The sequence below is a fragment of the Pseudomonas sp. MB-090624 genome (assembly GCF_003205245.1).
Lineage (GTDB): Bacteria > Pseudomonadota > Gammaproteobacteria > Pseudomonadales > Pseudomonadaceae > Aquipseudomonas > Aquipseudomonas juntendi.
Window position 1 is genome coordinate 1 of sequence record NZ_QJRK01000008.1, and the last position, 18692, is coordinate 18692.

Here is an 18692-nt window from a genome sequence, read left to right on the forward strand (position 1 = left end):
TTGCCAATCCGGAGCGTGGAAAGGGAGCGGTATAACTAGCGCTGCCACAGTGATACGGGTTGGCAATCCTTGTAGATGCGCCGCAAACGAAATACGCACCGGATGTTCCGGAAAACAGTCGAGCAGCTACGACACATACGCAGTCGAACCTAACCTTTGCTACGGCGAAGGCGGGCCTGCCCAATGTATCTGCGCCCGCTTCGAATAAGCTTGCCAATCCGGGGTGTGGTTCAGGATGTATAAACCATCGTATGTCCTGACTAGAATTTCTTATGTAAACAATCAACCAGGAGCTAACGGATACGCGACCTGTGGAAGTGAGCCCGGAAAGGAGACTGGCTCTTTCCAGTGGTCGTTATCCTGCGGCAATCGAGCGTGCATGAGTTACGGATTCATAGCCGGCCAGGTACAGGAGTATGTCGTCCCCCAAGATGCTGCAGCCCTAACATGCTTTTAGTTCACTGTTTACGCTGCCCATAAGAAAGCCCCTTACCGGGGCTTTTTTATGGGAGGGTTTATTCGAATCTGGTGCACATGGACTTCGTGATGGTTGGCAAGCCTGTTAATAGCAAGTTGCTGTGCAATACCCGGTGCCCTGATCTTGGGCATAAGCCTGGAGAATCCAGTTTCCAGACGAGTCGTAGACCTTGCAGCCGAAGCCTGGATAGGTGCTTGCTACGTTTGTACCATGGTTTGAAGTTATGGTGCAGATCTTGTGGGCTCCGATATTAAGTGTTCCGCCCCAACCCCCTACACTTTTAGGGCGGTAATAAGAAGTTGAATACTCGCTTGGTGTCCCTAAGCCGCCATTGGATGTCCACACCCCGGATTGGCAAGATAGTGTGAGGCCAGCAGCGTTGCGGCCTACAAGGCCATTCGGAGAGCATCCGGCACCCTCAGTTGCCACTCCGTTGAGCTGGAGGTACTCCCCTACTTCGGTCCTCCCTTCCGAGGTCAACTTGCCCCCGCGCATCTCGCCGGCGGTGTAGACGTTCTTGTTTGCATACGAGCGCACCCAGGTCGGATCGCTCATATACCAACCGCCGACCCATTTCTCGTTGTACCAACCACTATCCCCGCGAGTACGGAACCACCCACCGGTATAGGTCTCCCCGGTAATGTCAGCCGTCTGCCCCTTGATCGTGCCGCCGACGGTTGCGTTGCCGGCGACGGCAGCGTTCCCGGTGATGTTTGCTGTAGTAGCGTTCACCGTGCCGGTGTTGTTGAGGTTGTTGCCTCCCATGTCGATCGAGGTGTTCATCCGGTTCACTTCGGGGTGACCCGCTACCGAGTTTCGATACAGGTAGTCGTTGGTAAGGGCGCCGTCGTCGAAAAACAGAGCGGTCGCCAAGTGCCCTGCCCCCGGGGAAACGCCGTAGGACGCCAGCGGCACGCCCCACCCTCCAAACGAGCCCTCCACCCGGGCTGTGTCGACGTTCGAGACATAGCCGCCGCGAGCGCCCACCTGCTTGGCAATCCGACGAATGCTGGTCTCGGAAATGGTTTCACCGCCGGTGGTGACAACCAGCGTCTGCAGCTTATTCGGCGTCGGCTCGATCGCCAGTACCCTGTAGGCCTGGCCGAAGCTGTTCAGGTCGGCGACGCTCGTCTCCAGGTACCCGGTGTTCTTCAACATCGTCGTGGTAATCGTCGCCGGCGTAGTCGGCCCTGCAGCCGCAACGACCGCGGCGTAGTTGTCCTTGATATAGGCTGCAGCCGCGTCGGAAATGATTTTCTGGTGATCGGCAGTGGTCTGCGCGGCCATGTTGTCCGCGTGATCGAACATCGCCTGGGCACCGATCCCGAGGGCGGAGATCACCAGAATCAGCACCACGATCATTTCGATCGCGGCAAAGCCCTGCTGCTTCTTCGCACCCCGCAATACCCTGCCTCTCGCCTTCATGTTCTCGTCCCTCCAAATAGGTTTTCGGTGCTCCACGAGGCCTGCCGGAGCTGTTGTTCGATGTCTTGGTGCAACTGGCCAAACTCGCCCTTCCGGATCTTGGCCCGGATCCCGGTATCGCCTGCGCCAATGGAGAGCGTCTTGACCATCAGTCGACCAGGCTGACCAGGCTGCCGTTTGATGGTCTGCCAGATGACTGCACTCAGACCGTCGGCAAGCAGGTCGTTGTTGTTCGGCAGCTCCGCGCACCAGGTCGAGATCCTCGACAGAGCATCAGGAATGTCACGACCGTGTATGGTCGCGATGACCAAGCGACCATTGGTACTCGCGGTGACTGCCTCGACGCCGGCGGCCGTGTCCCTAATCTCACCAATGAGGATCAGGTCCGCACTGGCTCGCATCGTTTTGATGAGGTGCTCGCGGTATCCACCAGCCTTTCGCGACGCCGGCACTTGGATACAACGGCCAGGACCATGCAGCCCGTTCAGAGGCGTTTCCGGCGGATCCTCAATCGCGATAGCGACGCCGCCATGAATCATCAGGCGCTCCACCACGAGAGATGCTGCAGAGGTCGTCTTGCCGACCCCCATCTCACCAGCGAAAAGGATCAGCCCCCGCGTCCCCTTATCGAGCAGGAGCTTTACCGCGTGCGGAGGCAGGCCCAGAGTCGCGAAGCGGCGGATCTCCGCCTCCGGTCGCCGAATGAAAAAGACGTTGCTGTTGGTCACGTCGGTCATCTGGGTGACCCGCAGCATCGTACCCTCGTGGATCACCGCAAACTCGGACTCACCATGCGTGGCGTAGCCCTCCATGCACTTCTGGCGAAGTGCATGAATAAGCTCCTGCATGCTGTCTGGCACAGGGATCCGGGGCGCATGCGCCCCGGCCACCTGTTTCATGTCGCTGTAGCCCTCACCAATGTAGAGATCGATCCAGCCGAACTCTTTAGGCGAATGGTTTTCTGGGCCGCTCATACCCCTCCCTTACTGCCACCGGCAGATTAGGTGTTGCTCGCCCAGGTGAGGGAGTTGCTGGTGGCACTGCTGCAACCGGCGGTCGCAGCAGCCTGGGTGACCTCACCAATGATCGCGGTACCGGAGTTGATCCTGGTGGAGTACACCCCACCCCGGGCCAGCTTGGTGGCCAAGGTCAGGCAAACGCCTTCGGGAACAGCGGCAGACGCGACCGTGAAACCGGTACCGGTGGATACCACGGTCACAGCACCACCCCAGGTGTTGTAAAGCGCGCCGGAGGTAACGGTCATGTTCTTCGGCACAGCACCGGCCTTGATCAGCGCCGGCACCAGGTTCGTACCGGAAGCGCCGTAGCCGGAAGAGGTTTTCAGGTTCTTGGTGCCAGCCATGAGCATGTTGACGTTGGAGATCTCTTCGGCGGCCTCGTTGCTACCGAACAGGGTGTCCCAGCGACTCGCCGCCAGGGCCAGCAGGCCGATCACGATGATGAGCACCACGATCATCTCGATAGCCCCGAAACCCGCCTGCTTCTTCGCATGGGCCTTGCGATTGATGCCAGGCTGAACTGGCTTTACTTCTGCTGCTTTTTCCATAGCTACCTCTGTGGTTGGGATTTTGCTGTTGTTCACTTCGCTACCGCCTGAATTGCGTCCTGGATGCCCGACACCCCCGAAATAACCGTCATCAGAATCACACCGACCGTGATGATCCCGCCGGCGATTGCCATTTTTGCGGCCGACTGGATCTGCTTGATGCTCTTCTTCAGCCATCGATCACCGAAGTTGCTCAACGCATCTTCGAAACCATCCTTGCCCGACAGGATCATGAGGAACTGGACTGCCTTCTTATCTGGGAAGTCGTATCCGGCCTTGCTCAACGCGACCCCCAGGTTCCCCCCGATACCCAGACCGTAGAAGGCGGCATTAAGGCGTTCGCGCAACCACGGGCTCGCTTCCGCGGCCATCATCCGGAGGGAGTCCTGCAGGGAAACGTTTGCTTGGATCATCACGCCGACGTTGAGGAGGAACGTCGAGCCGTGGAGCATTCGATACACCGACCAAGGCGGAAGCTTGTCGAGGTGGACGCGCAGTCCACCTCGCAGATATGGAAGCGAGGCGAAGACCAGGAACAGGAAGATCAGAATGCCGGCCAGGGTGATCGCCCCGTAATGGACGACGTATTGGGACATCTCGTAGAGGAAGGCCGCGGCGCCGGACCAGGTCTCTGGATTAGAGGTCCTGGCCAATTTGGGAACCAACTTGGTGGACACCATCACCAGCATCACGCAGACCATGGCCATCAGGAACGACGGATACACCGTAGCCAGCAGGATGGCTCCCACGATGTCCTGCTTGGCCGTGATGATCTTTCCGCAGTTGTCGAATGAGGTCTTCAGATCGCCAGAACGCTCGCCAGCGGCGATCAGCGTGTATTCCTGATAGGGAACCCACTTTGCCAAGGCCTTGGATAGCGGCTTGCCGTCGGCCACCTCACGGTAGCAGTCGTAGGTCACCGCAGCGAGCGCTCGCTTCGGTTTCTTCCCGTTCTCACTATAGATCTTGTACATGTCCTTCAATGCAACATCGAGGAGCACTCGGTTTTCCAGGAGCAACGACAGCGCCTCGTAGAGCTCCATCCTTATAGAGCCGTAGAACTGCAGTCGGATCACCGCGAGATCCAGCCTGGCCATCAAATCGTGCAACTGCATTTCAATCCCTCAGGGTGATTTCGTCTTCGTCGAGCGTGCAGATGTCGCGCTCTCCGTGCAGCGGATCCACACACCCCATGTTCATCAGGCGAATGAGGTGCGCGTTCTTGGTGATGCCGCCCATGTGGTCGACCCAGTAAGCCCTGGCGTCGGCCTTGCCCTTCTCTCGGAATGCCTTCATGAACCCCTTGTTCGGCATCATGACCTCCGAGACCACCGTCCGACCGCGCACACCCGTGCCGTTGCAGTCAGAACAACCTGGGCCACACACGTAAACGGTGCTGGGCGTGCAGAAGCGCTCCACACGCTCAATGAGGTCAGATGGCAGTTGGGCCTTGGCTTGTACGAACGGCAGCTTGCAGCTGTTGCAGAGCGTTTTAACCAGCTCTTGGTTGATGAGCCCGGTCATCAACATGGGATCCGTCAGGAGACTTATCTCAATGCCGAGGTCTTTCAGGCGCTCAACGATAGCGACGAGATCGTTCGCGTGGAGCGTCGTCCACAGCTGGTGCCCTGTCATCGCGGCAGTGAAAGCCGCCTTTGCGGTCGCGAGATCGCGGATCTCACCCACCATCAGGACATCGGGATCGAGACGAAGCGTGTTGGAGATCGAGCGCGCCCACTCCTGGGATACCGCTTCAGCATCGTCCGAGTCGCATAGAATTGGGGTTTGAATCGCCCTACCCTTGCCGATCTCGTATTCCGGTGGGTTCTCGATCGTCAGCAAGCGGATCTTGTACTCAAACAGCTCCAGCAGGTCGCTCAACACGCGCTGTAGGGTGGTCGACTTACCTGAGCCGGTCGGGCCAGAAAAAATGATGATCCCTTTGCGGCGTTGGATCATGCGCGTGATCAGCTGGATCTGTTCCAGCAGATAGCCGAGCTCTTCCAGCGACCCGCCGGCCGAGCTCCGCAGTAACCGCATGACCATCAACGTCCCTTTGTCGGTCGGCCTGGTCGCGATGCGGGCGCCATACAGGCCCCAGGCCTTCACGAAGGACTGCTTCAGACGGGCATCTTGCGGTTGGAGGTCGTTGTAGGTTGGATCCGCTACGTCACACATCGACTGGTAGATGGTCGAAGCGATAGCTTGACCATCTTCCGCCCGGATCTGGTCCTTGACGACCAGATCCCCATTTACCCGGTACTCAACGAGCGCGGTATGCCGTGTCTTGTCGATGGTCAAATGGATATCGCTCGCGCCGCAGGTCATCGCGTCCTTGACGAGACGTTGCACCTGCACTTGCCGAGGCGTGGTTTCTTCGATCAGACCGACCGGCTTGGCGACAGCGATCGCCGGCCGCACGGCCGCTGCGTTGGCATAGAGTTCGCGAATCTCCGGCAACGGGTGCTTCTGCAGGGTATAGCGGACCTTGCTACGCCCCAGACGCTCCATGAAGCCGAGCACATACGGATCGCCGAGGTGCGAAGCCGAGACATGGAGCACCAGGTCATCGGTCAGGCACAGTAGATCCCGCAGCTTCTCATCGATAGAGTACTTCCCGCCGGGAGCGGTAAGCACCTCACGAGGTGTTTCGATAGTAGCCAGCGCAGGAACGCCCATATGCTCTCTCCGTGCCCCTTTACGGATTCAAGCCAGGAAGCATCGGCTGAGGTACGCCGTATCCAGGCTGCCCCATCCCAGGATTCATGCCGTTAGCGACACCTGCCGACGGTGCGTGCGAGGCGAAGCCCACCTGGAACCGTCGACCTCCTTTCTGCAGCTCCACCTTGTCCACGGTGACGTGTACGACCTTGAATCCGCCGGGAATAGTTTCCCCGGCTGCAGCATCGGCCGTGATCCCCGAGGAATAAACAAACGTCGCGTAAAGCTTGCCGTTGACACCCGCTACAGATCGAACCGATGGAGTACCTGCGTCAGCGAGGCCGCCCGACGACAACCCCATCGGGACCCCGCCGGCGCTGCCGCCATTGAGCTTGCGCAGCTCATCTTCCTGCCTGGCCAGGTCGACTTGCGCTTTCTTGAGCAGCACCTGCCCCTGCAGTTGAGTCAGGTCGCCCACGGTTGCGTCGGCAGCGAGCGCACTGGACGATACGACCAACATTGCGATTACGATCGCAGCAGGCATCTTATTTTTGGGCATAGATCTCTCCATCGACCTTCCAGGTCAGTTGGGCCGATTCGAAGTTGAGGTTTACCGAAATCTCGGTCAGTCGAAGCCCAGGACCAGCAAGCCCAGACAGCGTTTCGTTCGGCGCCCGCGGCGACTCATAGCTGAAGGTGAACGTGCGCCAGAACGGCTCGGGCTTCTTCGGCGCGTTTGGATCGTTCGGATCCTCGCCGGGCATCACCTGCCGCTGCTCTTCTGTGGCCTTCTCGTTGATGACGGGCTTCAAGCCGAGACGTTGGAAATGAGAGGAGAACCTGTTCAGCAGCGGATTCATCTGCTCCAGGTCCTCATCGCCGCCTACCCCCATGTCGAGAGGCACATGTACAGCTGCCGCCTGACCCTCTTCGAAGAAGGCGGGCTCGGCGGCAGGAAAACGTGGGGCAGCGCCGATGATGAAATCGCCTACCGTGGCGTTCCCCGTGCGCGAGTAGGTGACGTCGACCTTGTCGAAAGAACAACGGGCGGACTGGAACACCCAGCCGTCGAAAGCCAGAGGGAGCTTGGTGACCTGGGCAAAGCAGACGCGCCAAAAGCCATCAACCTCGGCCATCTTCGCCCACGGGTGTTCGAGAGCCTGCAGCGACTGTTCCTGCTGGGCTTTTTCGTTCAGGCGCTCCAGCTCAAGGCGTTGCTCTTCTGCAATGCGGATCCGTTCCTCACGGATCCGCTTTTCTTCCGCGGCCTTCCACTGGAAGAACACAACAGCGCCGACCAGGGCAAGGACGCCCAGTACGCCGACAACGCCCCACTCCTTCGAGGTCAGGCCGAAGGTCAGCTGCTTGAGCCGGTACTCTTTCTTGAGGCTGGATGCTACCAGCACCTTGTCGAGGTAGAGCTCGTTGTTGGAAAACCCAAACTCGGGTGGAGAAAAGAATTTGTCGTTCTCGTCGGTAAAGAACGCCTGGAAGATCTGCAGTTTTTCCTGAATCTCGACTTGATCACCCACGATGTCGCAACCCGGAAGGATCGCACCATCTTTCACGCCGACCAGCGCGTAGCGCTCGGCACCAAGGGCAAACACGCCAAGCCAGGACTCACCCAAGGCTCCTGCTAGCGCAGCGGCCAGGCTGTACATGCCCTTGGTCACACCAGCGTTCTTCGAGACGAAACCCGCCTGGATGATGCTCCCGTGACGAATCGCCACGATGTCCATCTTCTCGCGCTTTCCGATCTCCCGGGCCTCTTGCATGTAGGCCCGCGGCTTGCTCAGTGGCTGCCAGAAAAGGCCGCTGACGAAGCTCTGTCCGTTCACCGTTGTCACGGTGACCGGCGTCGAGATGACCTCATCCTCCATCGGGCCCATGCTCAACCTTCCACGATCGGAGTGATCAGGACGACGATGACGTCCTTGCTGTTGTCACGCTTGAGGCTACCGCCCATCAGCCAGTTGCTCGCGCTACCAACGCCTGCCTTGCTGCCGTTGTCCACGGACTGCTCGAAGCCCGAAAGAACCAACGTCTCACCGGACCGCAGCTTGACCATCTGCGAGAAAATTCGGTTGTCGACCTCGGGAATCTCGATGGTGTTGTCGCCGCTGGAGACCTGGCGGATTTGCTTCAGCGCACTGAGGTTGATCGAGTAGCGCAGCAGTAGCTCTTTACCCGGCATCACGTAGGGAAGCAGGTTCATGTTGAAGCCGGACGTGACGGTCCCAGGAGTCAGCGAAGTGGTCGAACCTACGTCAGCCGTATTGGTGGTCTGAATGCTGGCCAGGTAGCTCGTCTGGCGAGCGACCTGGACAGGCACTGGCTGCAGGTTCAGCGTGGTGACGGATGGGCTGGTAATAGTCGATACACGACCTTGCTGGGCCAACGCCTTAACCAGCAAATTCGATCCAGCCCATTGGCTGCTTGTGTCGAGGATGCTGACCGAGCCTTGTACTGCTGCAGCATCCGCCTGGGTGACGTTCTTCCAGCCGATGCCCCACTTGCCGTTTACGGCCGTGTAGACCAGATTCCAGTCGATGCCGAGGTCATCCTTGTCGGTCAAGGTCACGCTCAGGACTTTGACGTTGAGAAGGACCTGCTTGGTGATGTTGCTGTTTTCGCCGTTCAGGAAGTCGCCGACACGGGCAAGCACTTCAGGCGTGTCCGTTACCGTCATCGTGCCGGTGGAGCTAGACATCGACATTCGGCCCACGCCCGGAGTGAGCATCGACTGAACACTGTTTCCGATATCCTTGGTGATATCAGTGTTGATAGTGACGCCGGTGGACTGCGAACTGCCGGAGTTGCCCGATATCCCACCGCCACTGCCTGAGTTGCTGGTACCGGAGTTGCTTACCCCAGCAGCAGAAGTGGTTCCTGAAGACACGACAGAAGTCATGTCGGTGACCGAAGGGATTGCATACAGGCGGAACGTCTTGGTGTCGACGTAGAAGATAGTGACCAGGTTTTCCGCAGCGCTATACTTCCAGGAGAGTCCCAGACGCACGGTAGCCATATCGAGCAGCCCCTTGGCCGGGCCGCCCTTCCACTTTAATCCGCTGATAGACAAATTGCGGCCACCGGACGATGCCCCCAATGCCGAGCCCCCCTGGGGCAGTGCCGGCAGCGGCGGAAGCCCCATGGCGCCGCCAGGATTGGCGGCGGAGCCCTGTTGCTCGCCCAGCGGAGGCAGCGAGAAGCTAGAAGCGCTACTGCCTGTCAGGGTCACATCCGGAGTGACACGAACCGGTATGCCACACCATTTTGTGATCTCCTGACCGACCTGAAAAATGTCGACGTCGGCCGTCGGCGAGTAGGTGATGTCGCAGTTAAGCGCGTCCGGGATCCCGTCGATCTTCAGGTTGATTGGGCGAGTCGATACCCACGGAGTGTCGGAGTAGCGAACGGTTGGCCTTGCCGGCGTATCCTGGCGCGACCGCATACTGGCGGCGAGGCCTTCGGCCGACTCGCTCGCATCCTCGGCACGGCGCATGGTGTCGTTGACATTGCTGATCGTGCAGCCGCTTGCGGCGACGAGCAGGAAGCTCGCGATCAAAGGCTTCAAATTCATGTTCAGTTTCTCGCTGAGATGGCCAGGACGGGCGGAGTTTGCTTCTGGTACACGTCGACCCAGAACGGCTTTTCAGCCTTCTCGTAGCTCCGGAACAGCGTGGTAATGGCGTCTAGGAAAGACCCTTCGAAAGTGAGCGAGGCCTTGATGGGGTAGTCGTAGTCGGCGTTCCACACCACGTCCCAACCAGCCTTTTTGCCCCACTCCTGGACGGAGGTTTTAAGCGTGCTGCCCGGCTTGGCCACCCACTGAGGTTTCGGCGGAGGCGGGGGCGGCACCTTGGCCGCTGCTACAGCAGTTGCCGGCGCGTACACCGGGCGTTTCTCGCCGATGAAGATCTCGCGCTTGTTCCAGTCGACCTCTGCAGAGAGACCCTGCTCGGTTGCCAGAATGTCGAGGACCTCCACCCAGCGCCGGCCACCACGCCAGTCGACCAATTTGCCTTTGTCGACACGGCCAACCATTTCCGCTTTCAGGTACCCATGCCAACCCACCGGCGCAATCTGCTTCAGCGCTTCGGTGATCCGCACTTGGCGACCGAAGCCGCGGCGAATCTCTACCTCCCCGGAGGGCTGCCCAACGAAGGTGACAGCCAGAAGGGTAAAGCCGCCGACGTTTGCAGCCGGCACCGATGCAACCGACAGGCCGGTAGTCGCGCCTGGCTGAATTACGGCCGTCGGCGGCGCTGCAGTGGCTACCGCAGCGGATGCAGGACGGCTCATCGCCGCCGGCACAGCAGGAGACGGCGCCGGTCGCACCGGAGGCTCCTCCGTGACGAAGAAACCCGCATGAGCAGCAACGGGCAATATCGCCATCGCCGCTGCAATCAAAACTAATTTTTTCATCCGCCTTGAAGCCCCTATGTCTTGTGTCTAGCCGTGCCTCATGAGCCCACCAAGGAGACCCTTGGCGGACGGTGCCCTGCCCTGCTCGGCAGCAGGTGGAGGTGTCGCCTCCCGCTCCTGCTGAGCAGCGTTCCGGGGCACGCTCGGTGGCTCCGGCTCCTGGGCTTGCTGCTGCTCCACAACAGTGGTTTCCACGCGACTTTCATTGCTTGAAAATCGCACTTCGTCTTTTTGCGTATTATTACTTTCGTTGTTTGATAACGCAACACTAACAGAGCCTAAAGCCTTTGCCGAAAGGATTTGATTTCCCACGGAGAGGCACAGCTTTAGGTACTCCTTGTCAGGTTTACCGAGCTCGGCTGATCGGCGATCGAACTCATCCATAACAGCCAGCTCGGCAGGACGCTTGAAGGAGAGGCGGAGAAGAAATCTCCGCCCGTAACGCTCCCAACTCTTGCTGGTCGTCCTGGCCATGAATCAGGCCTCCTGCCCCGAGGAGTCCGCGATTGCCTCCAGGGCCTGGATCACCCGCTGCTGCTCTGCAGGGGACTTCCCGGCTAGCTCCTGGAGAAGCGCATCGACATCGATTTCCATCTTCAGGTACTTGAGCATTCCGCGAGCGTTGGAAAACTCCGGGCGCGTCGGTACGAGCAGGTGCGGGAAGGCTTCTTTCAAGCAGTTGGACATGAGAGCAGCACCGCCGCCCACCAGGATCACCGCCTGCATCTCGGCGGCATCGCCAATCCGGCGCTTAGATTCGCGGATGATCTGTTGCGAGATCTCGGCTACCGCAGCGTCGACGATGTCGCCGACATCGTGCTGCAGACCTCTGAGGCGGATGTTGCGGTGCCGGGCAACGTGCTCCAGCGTGGAGAGGCGGATCTTGCTGGCACCGAACTTACGTTTGAGCTCGTTCTCGATGATGTCGTAGACATTGCTGATGCCCACCACACCGGTACCGGACCCCACGTGATCAAGCTTGCCGCCGCCATAGACGGTGACACAGTCAGTAGTGCGCCCACCGATGTCGATAACGGCAACGGGAGCGTCCATCTCAACATCGGACTTGAAATTGCCGTTGTCGTCGACGACGTAGTCGATGTAGGCCACCAGGCCTTGTGCCGTCACCCGCTGCTGGATGATCTGGATGGGCTGCAACCCGCCCAGCGGTTCGACGGGTTCGGAGAGGTTCGCCATCTTGCGATCGATGAGGGATTGGTTGGGCTCGCTGCTGCCGGCAACAAAGAACGACTGAAACGGCAGGCCGGTGGCCAATACCACTCGTTTTCCAGAAAGCCCGAGCGAATGGAGCGTGTGGTGCACTAGGACGCGGTTGATTTCGCTGGTCGAGAAATCATCGAAGCGAGTGTCTTCGCCGTCGATTTGCGGATCCACGGTGTACTCGCGCCCGCTGGTCTGGTAGCCGCCCAAGCCTGCATCCCCGTCGCCACCGCCGATCAGGGACAAGGTGAAGCCTGCCCGGGCCAGAGATGGATGCGCGATCAGCGCGTCGCTCGCCAGCCCTTTCATCTGGCGGAAGCCGTCATCTACTACCGCGAGTACTACATCATCAGCTCCGACCGCGGCCGGAGAATTGTTTTTCGAAGCCATCATGCTCCCCTTATTTGATTTTTCTTTGCGGCTTGTGCCACCACGCAACGCCGTACCGAACCGGCCCGGCGATCCAACTGCGCAGGGCGCGTAAAGCCACCACCATTGAAATTCCAAGCCACTCCAGCACCCCGAAAAGCACAAACACTGCGAGCGCTGCGCCCATCGTCCACGGCCGAATGTGCATAAGAGCCAAAGCAAACGGGAACGCCGCCCGTGCATCGAAAATGAAGAACCGCACCGTGAGGGCGGTATTACGCCATTCGTTTTTTCTAGGCATGAGCCACCTCCAGCACACCGAACGGCGCCTGCGAGGTCGCCTCGGCCGCCTCGCCCTCCGCCCGGAACAGATCCACCTGCGTTTGATCGATGCGTCCTTCCGCGTGCAGACGTTCCGCGTCCTGCAACATCGACTGGCCGAACTGGGCCAGCAGCTGGCCGGCGCGATACGGCAGAAGCGAGATGTTGGTTGCGGCCGTTTTGAGCAGCTCGTTGCGGATGTAGCTGTTGAACACCAGGTGTTCCCGCACAGCGCAACGACGACCATCTGTGGAGCGCACCAAGCGCTGGCAGACGATGATTTCGATGTTCCCGATCACAGCCCCCATGATCGAGTAGAGCTCCTCGACCGGGCAGGCCTGGATCAACCGCAGGAAAGTGGTCTGTACGCTGTTGCTATGAAGAGTGCTGAGGACGAGGTGACCCGTTTGCGCTGCGAGCACCGCCGCCTTGATGGTTTCGGCGTCCCGCGACTCACCTACCAGGATTACGTCTGGATCGCGACGCAGTGCGTTAACGACTCCCAGAGCGAACGAAGCGACGTCGGCCGGCACGTCAGACTGGTCGATCTCACAGGACGTGGTTGCCAGGGAGTCCAAGCGGTACTCGATCGGCGCCTCAAACGAGACAATGTGCGTGTCGGACTCGGGATCCTCGGCGATCTTGCGAATCCACGAGGCGAGCGTCGTCGTCTTGCCGGCGCCGGTTTCCCCCGTGATGAAGACAAAACCCTGCAGTGGGAACAGAGCCCGCCAGAGATCCGCGTGGTACTCCTCCTCTCGCGCTGCAGGCGGAACTTCTTTCAGCTCCCGCATGATCACGGAGATGCCGAAAGCACCATCAATGCGAACGCCGGTGGCACACCAGCGGAAACGGTAGTCTTTCTCGCGGTTGACCTTCACTGAGAAGGCCTGGTCCAACGGCGTACCCTTGCGAAGTTCAACCTCGGCGTTAGCCCCGTACATCAGCACCACCAGACGAACCACCTCAGCATGCTGCAGCGGCCTGGTAGTGAGGCGAACCAGTCGCCCATGCACCCGGGCAACCACCGGGCGGGAAGTCTTGAAGTAGACATCAGACGCTTCCATGTCCATTGCATGGATGAGCACCTGGTCGAAATCGGCATCGTTGAAGCGAGCCGCCTCCCCTTTCATGAGATAGCCGGTCAGCCGATCACGAGCAACGGTCACGGAGCTCATCTCGGCACCGCCACCGGCTTCCAGATCGCCGGATTGGTTTGCAGCTGCGGCTTCGCCGTAATACGAAGAACTCGATCATTGATATTGATTTCGTTCCCATTTCCGGTAACGCCCATCTTCGACTCGGCAACATAGGGCTTGCTAATCATGCCCTTGGCAAGAAGGCTCTTATAAAGAACCATACCTTTGTAATCTCGTTCCAAGCGAGCCAACGACTGACCGAATATTTCATCAGCTTGTTTGAAACCGATATCCCAGCCTTGGGAGACATATTTCTCCCATACTTTCTTTTCGGCGTCATTTTTCGGCAACAGGCTCGTGGCCGGGACTTCTACTTGATATTGGAAGTCGTGCAGCAAGTAATCGCGCCAGTTAGTCGGCGCAGTAACAAATCTTGCTTGGCTCTCAATGCGGTAAGTAGCGTCAGCGACGCGGATAGTTTCGGTGTCAGGCAAGTTCAAACTTACTTGACCGTAGGACAGAACCGGGGGCATTACATTTCGCTCAAGAACTAGCGCGGCAAAATTAAAAATGCCGTCGAGAAGCGACTCGTTGGCACTCAGCATTTTGCCAATCTCATAGGATCGACGAGCCAAACCGCTTCGAACGCCATATCCCAAAGCCGCTTCTTTCAACGAGCTGAGACGGATAGCCGGAATGTCGCTTTCAATACTCGATTCATGAGCTGCATTGGTGCTTCCAGTGAGGACGCCCGACAAGTCCGGCGGCGGAGCATCCTGTCCGGCGAATGCGCCAGACGCGGCCAACAGGCAAGCAGCCAAAAGACCACACTTAAACGGCGCCATCGGTGTACCTCACTTCCACAACACGAAGCGAAGGATTCACTACGATGTCCGCACGCACACCGGCCTGGATGCCGACGTTACGCAGATGGTCAGAAATGCTCGCGGGGGACTCGCCGATCTGCACAAGGATCGGAACAGCCGGCGGTTTACCCATGAACTTCACTTCGTAGCCGGAGAACGATGCGAGCTTGCTCACCGCCTGTTCGAGAGAGCCGTGCCAGGGCATGGTCACGACCTGCTCCATGCCGCGGATCTGAGCATAGATCCGCGGCTGCGAAGGCCGGTTCTTCATCTTCTCGTACTGCTCAGCTTCAGCAAGCTGCGTGAGCGACTGCTGGATGTTCTTCGCTGTTTCCTGGAGCTTCTGGTAAGCGGGGTCGTCGCTGTAGCTCTTGTCGCCACCACGGCCAGTCCCAGCGCACCCGGACAACAACGTAGCGACAAGCAGAGAGCCAGCAATCACTCGGTTCTTCATCGTATCTGCTCGGTTGGTTGATGGATAAAGCGCTCCTTACAGGAAAACAACGCTTTAGCGCACGACTATACATCAACGAAAGTCGAACGATAAGACAATGATAGTCAGAAGTGACCCACCACTCAACACCAACCCACACCCATATAGGTCTTAGGTGACCTAAAATCCCTTCTGCCCGCCAAATAGGTCACCTGTGACCATCCCTATAGCCAGTGCGAGATGCCGCAGATACAGGGCTTTCGGGAGCCAATACCCCCTTTAGGTCACATGTGACACTCGGCAGCAGCACCGCCCTACTCCGCCGACAAATACCCAGACACGCCGACTCTTTTTAGGTCACAGCTGGCAGATCACTCGCAGCGGGTGATGCGCTCGCCGATGGATCGATGACGAACTCAGCAACGTCCGTTTCCGAATAGGTCAACACGGGTATCGAACGAAGATTTCTGGCGACAATAGTCTGCATCTGATACGTTACTTGGAGACGTTTACGGTTCCGAGTAACGGGGGTAGCCAAATAAAACTTATGATTCCGAGTAGACTTCCGGAAACGAATGAGCAGTACGTCATCAAGGCTCTCTCTGTCTGCTCCCAAGCTGCCCAGGCATACGGCATCGACTCCCCCCATTCGGTACCGCCACTCACGGTGATCGAGCACCTCATCACCCGTAAGCCCTCGATCGCCCGTAACACCTGGAAGCAGTACAAGAACGCCCTTCGGCATCTGTTCACTGAGCGTATGGCGGCGACTGAGGAGAAAGTCGTCCAGGAAGAGCTCCAGGCCGCTCTCCAGATGCTGGATACGACCTCATCAGAGGGCACCCTTCGAAAAGGGACTCAGACATCCTCCAAGAAGCAGAAGGGCTTTAAGCGAGCCGACTACCAACGTTTGCTTTCGTACCTGGAGATGCACCAGGGCAAACACCGCTATGCGCGCCCATTGAAGACCTGGTTGAAAGCGACCTACTTGGTCGGTCTGCGGCCGGGAGAATGGAAGTCAGCCGGCGTGACTGAGATCCACGGCCGCCCCGTACTTAATGTCGAGAACGCGAAGGCCACGAACGGCCGCGGCAATGGAACGTTCCGCTCCCTGGATCTGGGGGATCTGACAGCTGACGAGCTGGAGGACATCCACGAGATGATTGCGATGCTGGAAGGCTACGCCGGCGAGCTCCCGTTCGACACCCTGCAGGAGAGGATGGGCGACTACATGAAGTACGCCACCAGGCATTGCTTTGGGAAGCGAATGAAGTATCCGACGCTGTACTCAATGCGGCATCAGTTCTCGGCGAACGCAAAGCTGGCCGGCAACAGCAAGGCCGAGGTGGCCGCGCTGATGGGGCATGGAAGTGACGAGACCGCAGGAGAGCATTACGCGAGAAAGGTTTCAGGTGATGCCGCCGGAAAGGTGAAGCCGTTAGCCTCTGATGTCCAAAAAGTGCGATTGAAGTCGAAGACGTTCAAACCGAGGTCCAAAGTTGCTTTAGGCGGCGAATAATGATCGGCAAAAAAAAGGGATCTTTATGCTCCCTTTTTTGTTTGTATCGCTATGACAACTACGACTGCAGCCAGGATTCCACTACGTCGGCGCCGAATTGAGTTTTCCACTCTTTCAGAATCTTGTGATTACCACCCTTCGTTTCAACAACCTCGTTCGTGTTTGGGTTGAGATAGCGTTTTAACTGCCGCTCACGGCGCCCAGAATTCGGTTGAGTCTTCGAACTGCGGTTTTGTGCTTGCGGATCAAGTAAATTGATGACATCACGGAGAGATTTATTGTATTCAGACATCAAAGCACGCAGTTTGGTATCGAATTCGAGCTCTGCTTTCATCTGCCCATTCTGCTGCAAGCTAGCTAAACGAGCCTGGAGATCTTTGATGGCCTGCTCGGTAATACGGTACTCGTTAATCAGAGACATAGCATGGCTCGCTTATTCTGGAGGTCTGATAGTAAAAGAATTTGTGTTCGAATTCAAAACAGGTGCACTTTCCGTGCGATCTCCTTATACGGCCGCGCAGAGAGCATTTTTGCTATTTTGGGGGTCTGGACGTGGGCATCACGCTCGCAATAAAGGCTGCGCCTTTAAGCGCGTCGGCCCAGATGCGGATAGTTTCTACGGCTTGAGGCTGTGTAAGAGTCTCGGCGCGATACGTAGCCAGGCTCGCCTGCAACTCGTCCAGACGCTGGGCGGGCGTCCGCTCCAGATCCCAGCTTAAATAGTCACGGAAGGCAGATCGCAAATCCGCGACGAGGCTCGAAACCTCATTTCGACGCCATTGCGCAACGGTGTAATGTGAAGAACGCGGCGGTTCCTCCTGCATCACCTTACGCAGCCGGGAGTGGTCCTGCAGGTAGACCGCGTGCCCCAGAACAACCCGGGCAACCAGGTAAAGCTCAAGGATCTGCAACTGCTCGTTCACGGTATCCGCTGGCATGGCAAAGTTCGTCTTGACCAGTTGCTCGGCCTGTCGCTCCCACAGCTCGCGCTTTTTGGCTATAGCCTTCTCGTCGCGAGCCTTGCGCTCCTTTGCGTGCTGCACGTTGTATTTGACCGAATCCAGAAGCGCTGCAGCGTTGGTCAAAAGCTCCCGTTGCTCGGGGGAAAGTTTCTCGCCCAGGCGCCCAAGTAGCGAGCCGTACTGAGTCAGAGCACGGACTTCGCGGGCAGCGGCAGTAAGGCCGGTCTGAACCTTTCGCATGTCCTGGGCGCTGTAGTAGGTTCCAAGCTCCAAGACTAGATCAGCCGTGATGCCTGACGCCTGTGTCAGGCCGTTGCGTTTGCTGGTTGCCATAGGAACTCCCCTGAACAGCTCAGTCGTCGGCCTGTTCATTGGCCAAAATTGCGTTCAACACGGTTTCGTCATCGTCGAAGCAGCCGTCTTCAGCCAGGCCCAGATTCTCGTCGAGGATAACGCAGACGGCCAGAGCGGCTTGCGCTGGATCAGCGCTGTACTCACGAATGACGCGCTCGATTTGTTTACGGAGAAGGTGCGCGGGCTCGACCTGGCCTACTCCACGCTCAGAGGCTGGATCAGCTAGGCCCACGGGGGTAGGCGCTTCTGCCTGCGGGTCGGCGCCGATGATGGCGCCAGTGATGGTTCGAAACTTCAATTCCATGCTTGGTTCACCTACTCGGTTCAGTTGGAACGGCTATTTTCTTATGGTCGGAAGACTTTCATATTTCCGGTAATAATCACCGGTTCACCTTCTGAGTAAATGCGCTTAAAACGTTCATACAGGGCTGGATCGTAGCTCGATGGCGTGGTCACAACACCATGCCCTGCGTTGAAAACGCCCAGGCATTGCTCTTGCTCGGTTGTCGAATCGGGGATCGCCTGCGGTTTTTCAGTCATGGTCTTGCTTTCCTATTTGGACTCGTAAATTGTGCGCACTCGCTCTACGACCGGGTCGTCCAGTAGAACACGCCCATGGATGAACAAACTCACCGCACCCCAGCGATCGCCATGCTGACTGTTCAGGGAAGTCGCAAGATTGGCTGCAGCAGCCTCGTAGAACGAGCAAGGCGCTGCAAGAGGCGTCTCCCCCAGCTCGTGGATCATGAGGGCTCTGAACAGCGCAAGTTCCACCCCATGAGACTTGGCAGATGTCACCGCACAATCGGGTAGTGACTTACTTTCGGCAAAGGCCGGGCCAGTCTCCGTCAGAGCCCCAAGCAGAGCGAGTGAGAAAACTATGTTCTTCATCATGTGTGTCTCTTACGACGCCAGAGCCATGCAATGATCGAGGCTAACGCAACCACTC

20 protein-coding genes are annotated in these 18692 nt (G+C 58.2%); 1 reads left to right on the plus strand and 19 read right to left on the minus strand.

Annotated features, from left to right (window positions below; translation table 11 throughout):
• Positions 1–562: 562 nt before the first annotated feature.
• The 15 genes from pilV to DMX12_RS05955 are packed head-to-tail and all read right to left on the minus strand — an operon-like array spanning position 563 to position 14929.
• Positions 563–1903, minus strand: a complete 1341-nt coding sequence (gene pilV, locus DMX12_RS05885) for a shufflon system plasmid conjugative transfer pilus tip adhesin PilV (RefSeq protein ID WP_256598402.1) — start codon at positions 1901–1903, stop codon at positions 563–565.
• Positions 1900–2877, minus strand: coding sequence for an ATPase, T2SS/T4P/T4SS family (locus DMX12_RS05890; RefSeq protein WP_009684382.1), 978 nt, complete (start codon positions 2875–2877; stop codon positions 1900–1902). The genes pilV and DMX12_RS05890 overlap by 4 nt, the downstream gene beginning before the upstream one ends.
• 26 nt (positions 2878–2903) lie before the next feature.
• Positions 2904–3470, minus strand: a complete 567-nt coding sequence (locus DMX12_RS05895) for a type 4 pilus major pilin (RefSeq protein WP_023118099.1) — start codon at positions 3468–3470, stop codon at positions 2904–2906.
• Between the two features lie 32 nt (positions 3471–3502).
• Positions 3503–4585 carry a type II secretion system F family protein gene (locus DMX12_RS05900; protein WP_009684380.1) on the minus strand — a complete coding sequence of 361 codons (1083 nt, stop codon included), beginning with the start codon at positions 4583–4585 and terminating at the stop codon, positions 3503–3505.
• A gap of 1 nt (position 4586) precedes the next feature.
• Complete coding sequence (locus DMX12_RS05905; protein WP_009684379.1) at positions 4587–6149, minus strand: GspE/PulE family protein; 1563 nt, start codon at positions 6147–6149, stop codon at positions 4587–4589.
• 19 nt (positions 6150–6168) lie between these two features.
• Entirely contained in the window at positions 6169–6690 is a 522-nt protein-coding gene (pilP, locus tag DMX12_RS05910) for a type IV pilus biogenesis protein PilP (protein WP_009684378.1), read from the minus strand.
• Entirely contained in the window at positions 6677–8020 is a 1344-nt protein-coding gene (gene pilO2, locus DMX12_RS05915) for a type 4b pilus protein PilO2 (RefSeq protein WP_023118098.1), read from the minus strand. The genes pilP and pilO2 overlap by 14 nt, the downstream gene beginning before the upstream one ends.
• A 2-nt stretch (positions 8021–8022) precedes the next feature.
• Positions 8023–9714, minus strand: coding sequence for a PilN family type IVB pilus formation outer membrane protein (locus tag DMX12_RS05920; protein WP_015026533.1), 1692 nt, complete (start codon positions 9712–9714; stop codon positions 8023–8025).
• A 2-nt stretch (positions 9715–9716) separates the two neighbouring features.
• Positions 9717–10559 (minus strand): toxin co-regulated pilus biosynthesis Q family protein, encoded by an 843-nt coding sequence (locus DMX12_RS05925; RefSeq protein WP_052960512.1) that lies wholly within the window; start codon positions 10557–10559, stop codon positions 9717–9719.
• A 27-nt stretch (positions 10560–10586) separates the two neighbouring features.
• On the minus strand, positions 10587–11033 hold the full coding sequence (locus DMX12_RS05930) for a hypothetical protein (RefSeq protein WP_009684372.1): 447 nt from the start codon (positions 11031–11033) through the stop codon (positions 10587–10589).
• 3 nt (positions 11034–11036) lie between these two features.
• Positions 11037–12170 carry a ParM/StbA family protein gene (parM, locus tag DMX12_RS05935; protein ID WP_009684371.1) on the minus strand — a complete coding sequence of 378 codons (1134 nt, stop codon included), beginning with the start codon at positions 12168–12170 and terminating at the stop codon, positions 11037–11039.
• A gap of 10 nt (positions 12171–12180) precedes the next feature.
• Positions 12181–12450, minus strand: coding sequence for an IcmT/TraK family protein (gene icmT, locus DMX12_RS05940; RefSeq protein WP_009684370.1), 270 nt, complete (start codon positions 12448–12450; stop codon positions 12181–12183).
• Positions 12443–13648 (minus strand): type IV pilus twitching motility protein PilT, encoded by a 1206-nt coding sequence (locus DMX12_RS05945; RefSeq protein ID WP_110676709.1) that lies wholly within the window; start codon positions 13646–13648, stop codon positions 12443–12445. Before DMX12_RS05945 ends, icmT begins: the two co-directional genes overlap by 8 nt.
• On the minus strand, positions 13645–14454 hold the full coding sequence (locus DMX12_RS05950) for a type IV secretory system conjugative DNA transfer family protein (protein WP_023118096.1): 810 nt from the start codon (positions 14452–14454) through the stop codon (positions 13645–13647). The genes DMX12_RS05945 and DMX12_RS05950 overlap by 4 nt, the downstream gene beginning before the upstream one ends.
• Positions 14441–14929 (minus strand): DotD/TraH family lipoprotein, encoded by a 489-nt coding sequence (locus DMX12_RS05955; RefSeq protein ID WP_009684367.1) that lies wholly within the window; start codon positions 14927–14929, stop codon positions 14441–14443. The genes DMX12_RS05950 and DMX12_RS05955 overlap by 14 nt, the downstream gene beginning before the upstream one ends.
• Before the next feature lie 526 nt (positions 14930–15455).
• On the opposite strand from DMX12_RS05955, the gene DMX12_RS05960 reads away from it, so the two are divergent.
• Complete coding sequence (locus tag DMX12_RS05960; protein WP_009684366.1) at positions 15456–16427, plus strand: site-specific integrase; 972 nt, start codon at positions 15456–15458, stop codon at positions 16425–16427.
• Positions 16428–16485: 58 nt separating this feature from the next.
• Here the strand turns inward: DMX12_RS05960 and DMX12_RS05965 are convergent, their stop codons facing one another.
• The 4 genes from DMX12_RS05965 to DMX12_RS28935 form a co-directional block, all read right to left on the minus strand.
• A complete protein-coding gene (locus tag DMX12_RS05965; RefSeq protein ID WP_009684365.1) occupies positions 16486–16848 on the minus strand; it encodes a histone-like nucleoid-structuring protein, MvaT/MvaU family in 363 nt (120 codons plus the stop codon).
• Positions 16849–16960: 112 nt separating this feature from the next.
• Positions 16961–17722, minus strand: a complete 762-nt coding sequence (locus tag DMX12_RS05970; protein ID WP_009684364.1) for a hypothetical protein — start codon at positions 17720–17722, stop codon at positions 16961–16963.
• Between the two features lie 19 nt (positions 17723–17741).
• On the minus strand, positions 17742–18047 hold the full coding sequence (locus DMX12_RS05975) for a hypothetical protein (RefSeq protein WP_009684363.1): 306 nt from the start codon (positions 18045–18047) through the stop codon (positions 17742–17744).
• A 41-nt stretch (positions 18048–18088) separates the two neighbouring features.
• Positions 18089–18283, minus strand: a complete 195-nt coding sequence (locus tag DMX12_RS28935) for a hypothetical protein (protein ID WP_131201116.1) — start codon at positions 18281–18283, stop codon at positions 18089–18091.
• Positions 18284–18692 lie beyond the last annotated feature (409 nt).

Coding starts and splice junctions, on each gene's coding strand:
- pilV (WP_256598402.1), bottom strand. CDS start 1,903: ATGAAGGCGAGAGGCAGGGTATTGCGGGGTGCGAAGAAGCAGCAGGGC.
- DMX12_RS05890 (WP_009684382.1), bottom strand. CDS start 2,877: ATGAGCGGCCCAGAAAACCATTCGCCTAAAGAGTTCGGCTGGATCGAT.
- DMX12_RS05895 (WP_023118099.1), bottom strand. CDS start 3,470: ATGGAAAAAGCAGCAGAAGTAAAGCCAGTTCAGCCTGGCATCAATCGC.
- DMX12_RS05900 (WP_009684380.1), bottom strand. CDS start 4,585: ATGCAGTTGCACGATTTGATGGCCAGGCTGGATCTCGCGGTGATCCGA.
- DMX12_RS05905 (WP_009684379.1), bottom strand. CDS start 6,149: ATGGGCGTTCCTGCGCTGGCTACTATCGAAACACCTCGTGAGGTGCTT.
- pilP (WP_009684378.1), bottom strand. CDS start 6,690: ATGCCCAAAAATAAGATGCCTGCTGCGATCGTAATCGCAATGTTGGTC.
- pilO2 (WP_023118098.1), bottom strand. CDS start 8,020: ATGGGCCCGATGGAGGATGAGGTCATCTCGACGCCGGTCACCGTGACA.
- DMX12_RS05920 (WP_015026533.1), bottom strand. CDS start 9,714: ATGAATTTGAAGCCTTTGATCGCGAGCTTCCTGCTCGTCGCCGCAAGC.
- DMX12_RS05925 (WP_052960512.1), bottom strand. CDS start 10,559: ATGAAAAAATTAGTTTTGATTGCAGCGGCGATGGCGATATTGCCCGTT.
- DMX12_RS05930 (WP_009684372.1), bottom strand. CDS start 11,033: ATGGCCAGGACGACCAGCAAGAGTTGGGAGCGTTACGGGCGGAGATTT.
- parM (WP_009684371.1), bottom strand. CDS start 12,170: ATGGCTTCGAAAAACAATTCTCCGGCCGCGGTCGGAGCTGATGATGTA.
- icmT (WP_009684370.1), bottom strand. CDS start 12,450: ATGCCTAGAAAAAACGAATGGCGTAATACCGCCCTCACGGTGCGGTTC.
- DMX12_RS05945 (WP_110676709.1), bottom strand. CDS start 13,648: ATGAGCTCCGTGACCGTTGCTCGTGATCGGCTGACCGGCTATCTCATG.
- DMX12_RS05950 (WP_023118096.1), bottom strand. CDS start 14,454: ATGGCGCCGTTTAAGTGTGGTCTTTTGGCTGCTTGCCTGTTGGCCGCG.
- DMX12_RS05955 (WP_009684367.1), bottom strand. CDS start 14,929: ATGAAGAACCGAGTGATTGCTGGCTCTCTGCTTGTCGCTACGTTGTTG.
- DMX12_RS05960 (WP_009684366.1), top strand. CDS start 15,456: ATGATTCCGAGTAGACTTCCGGAAACGAATGAGCAGTACGTCATCAAG.
- DMX12_RS05965 (WP_009684365.1), bottom strand. CDS start 16,848: ATGTCTCTGATTAACGAGTACCGTATTACCGAGCAGGCCATCAAAGAT.
- DMX12_RS05970 (WP_009684364.1), bottom strand. CDS start 17,722: ATGGCAACCAGCAAACGCAACGGCCTGACACAGGCGTCAGGCATCACG.
- DMX12_RS05975 (WP_009684363.1), bottom strand. CDS start 18,047: ATGGAATTGAAGTTTCGAACCATCACTGGCGCCATCATCGGCGCCGAC.
- DMX12_RS28935 (WP_131201116.1), bottom strand. CDS start 18,283: ATGACTGAAAAACCGCAGGCGATCCCCGATTCGACAACCGAGCAAGAG.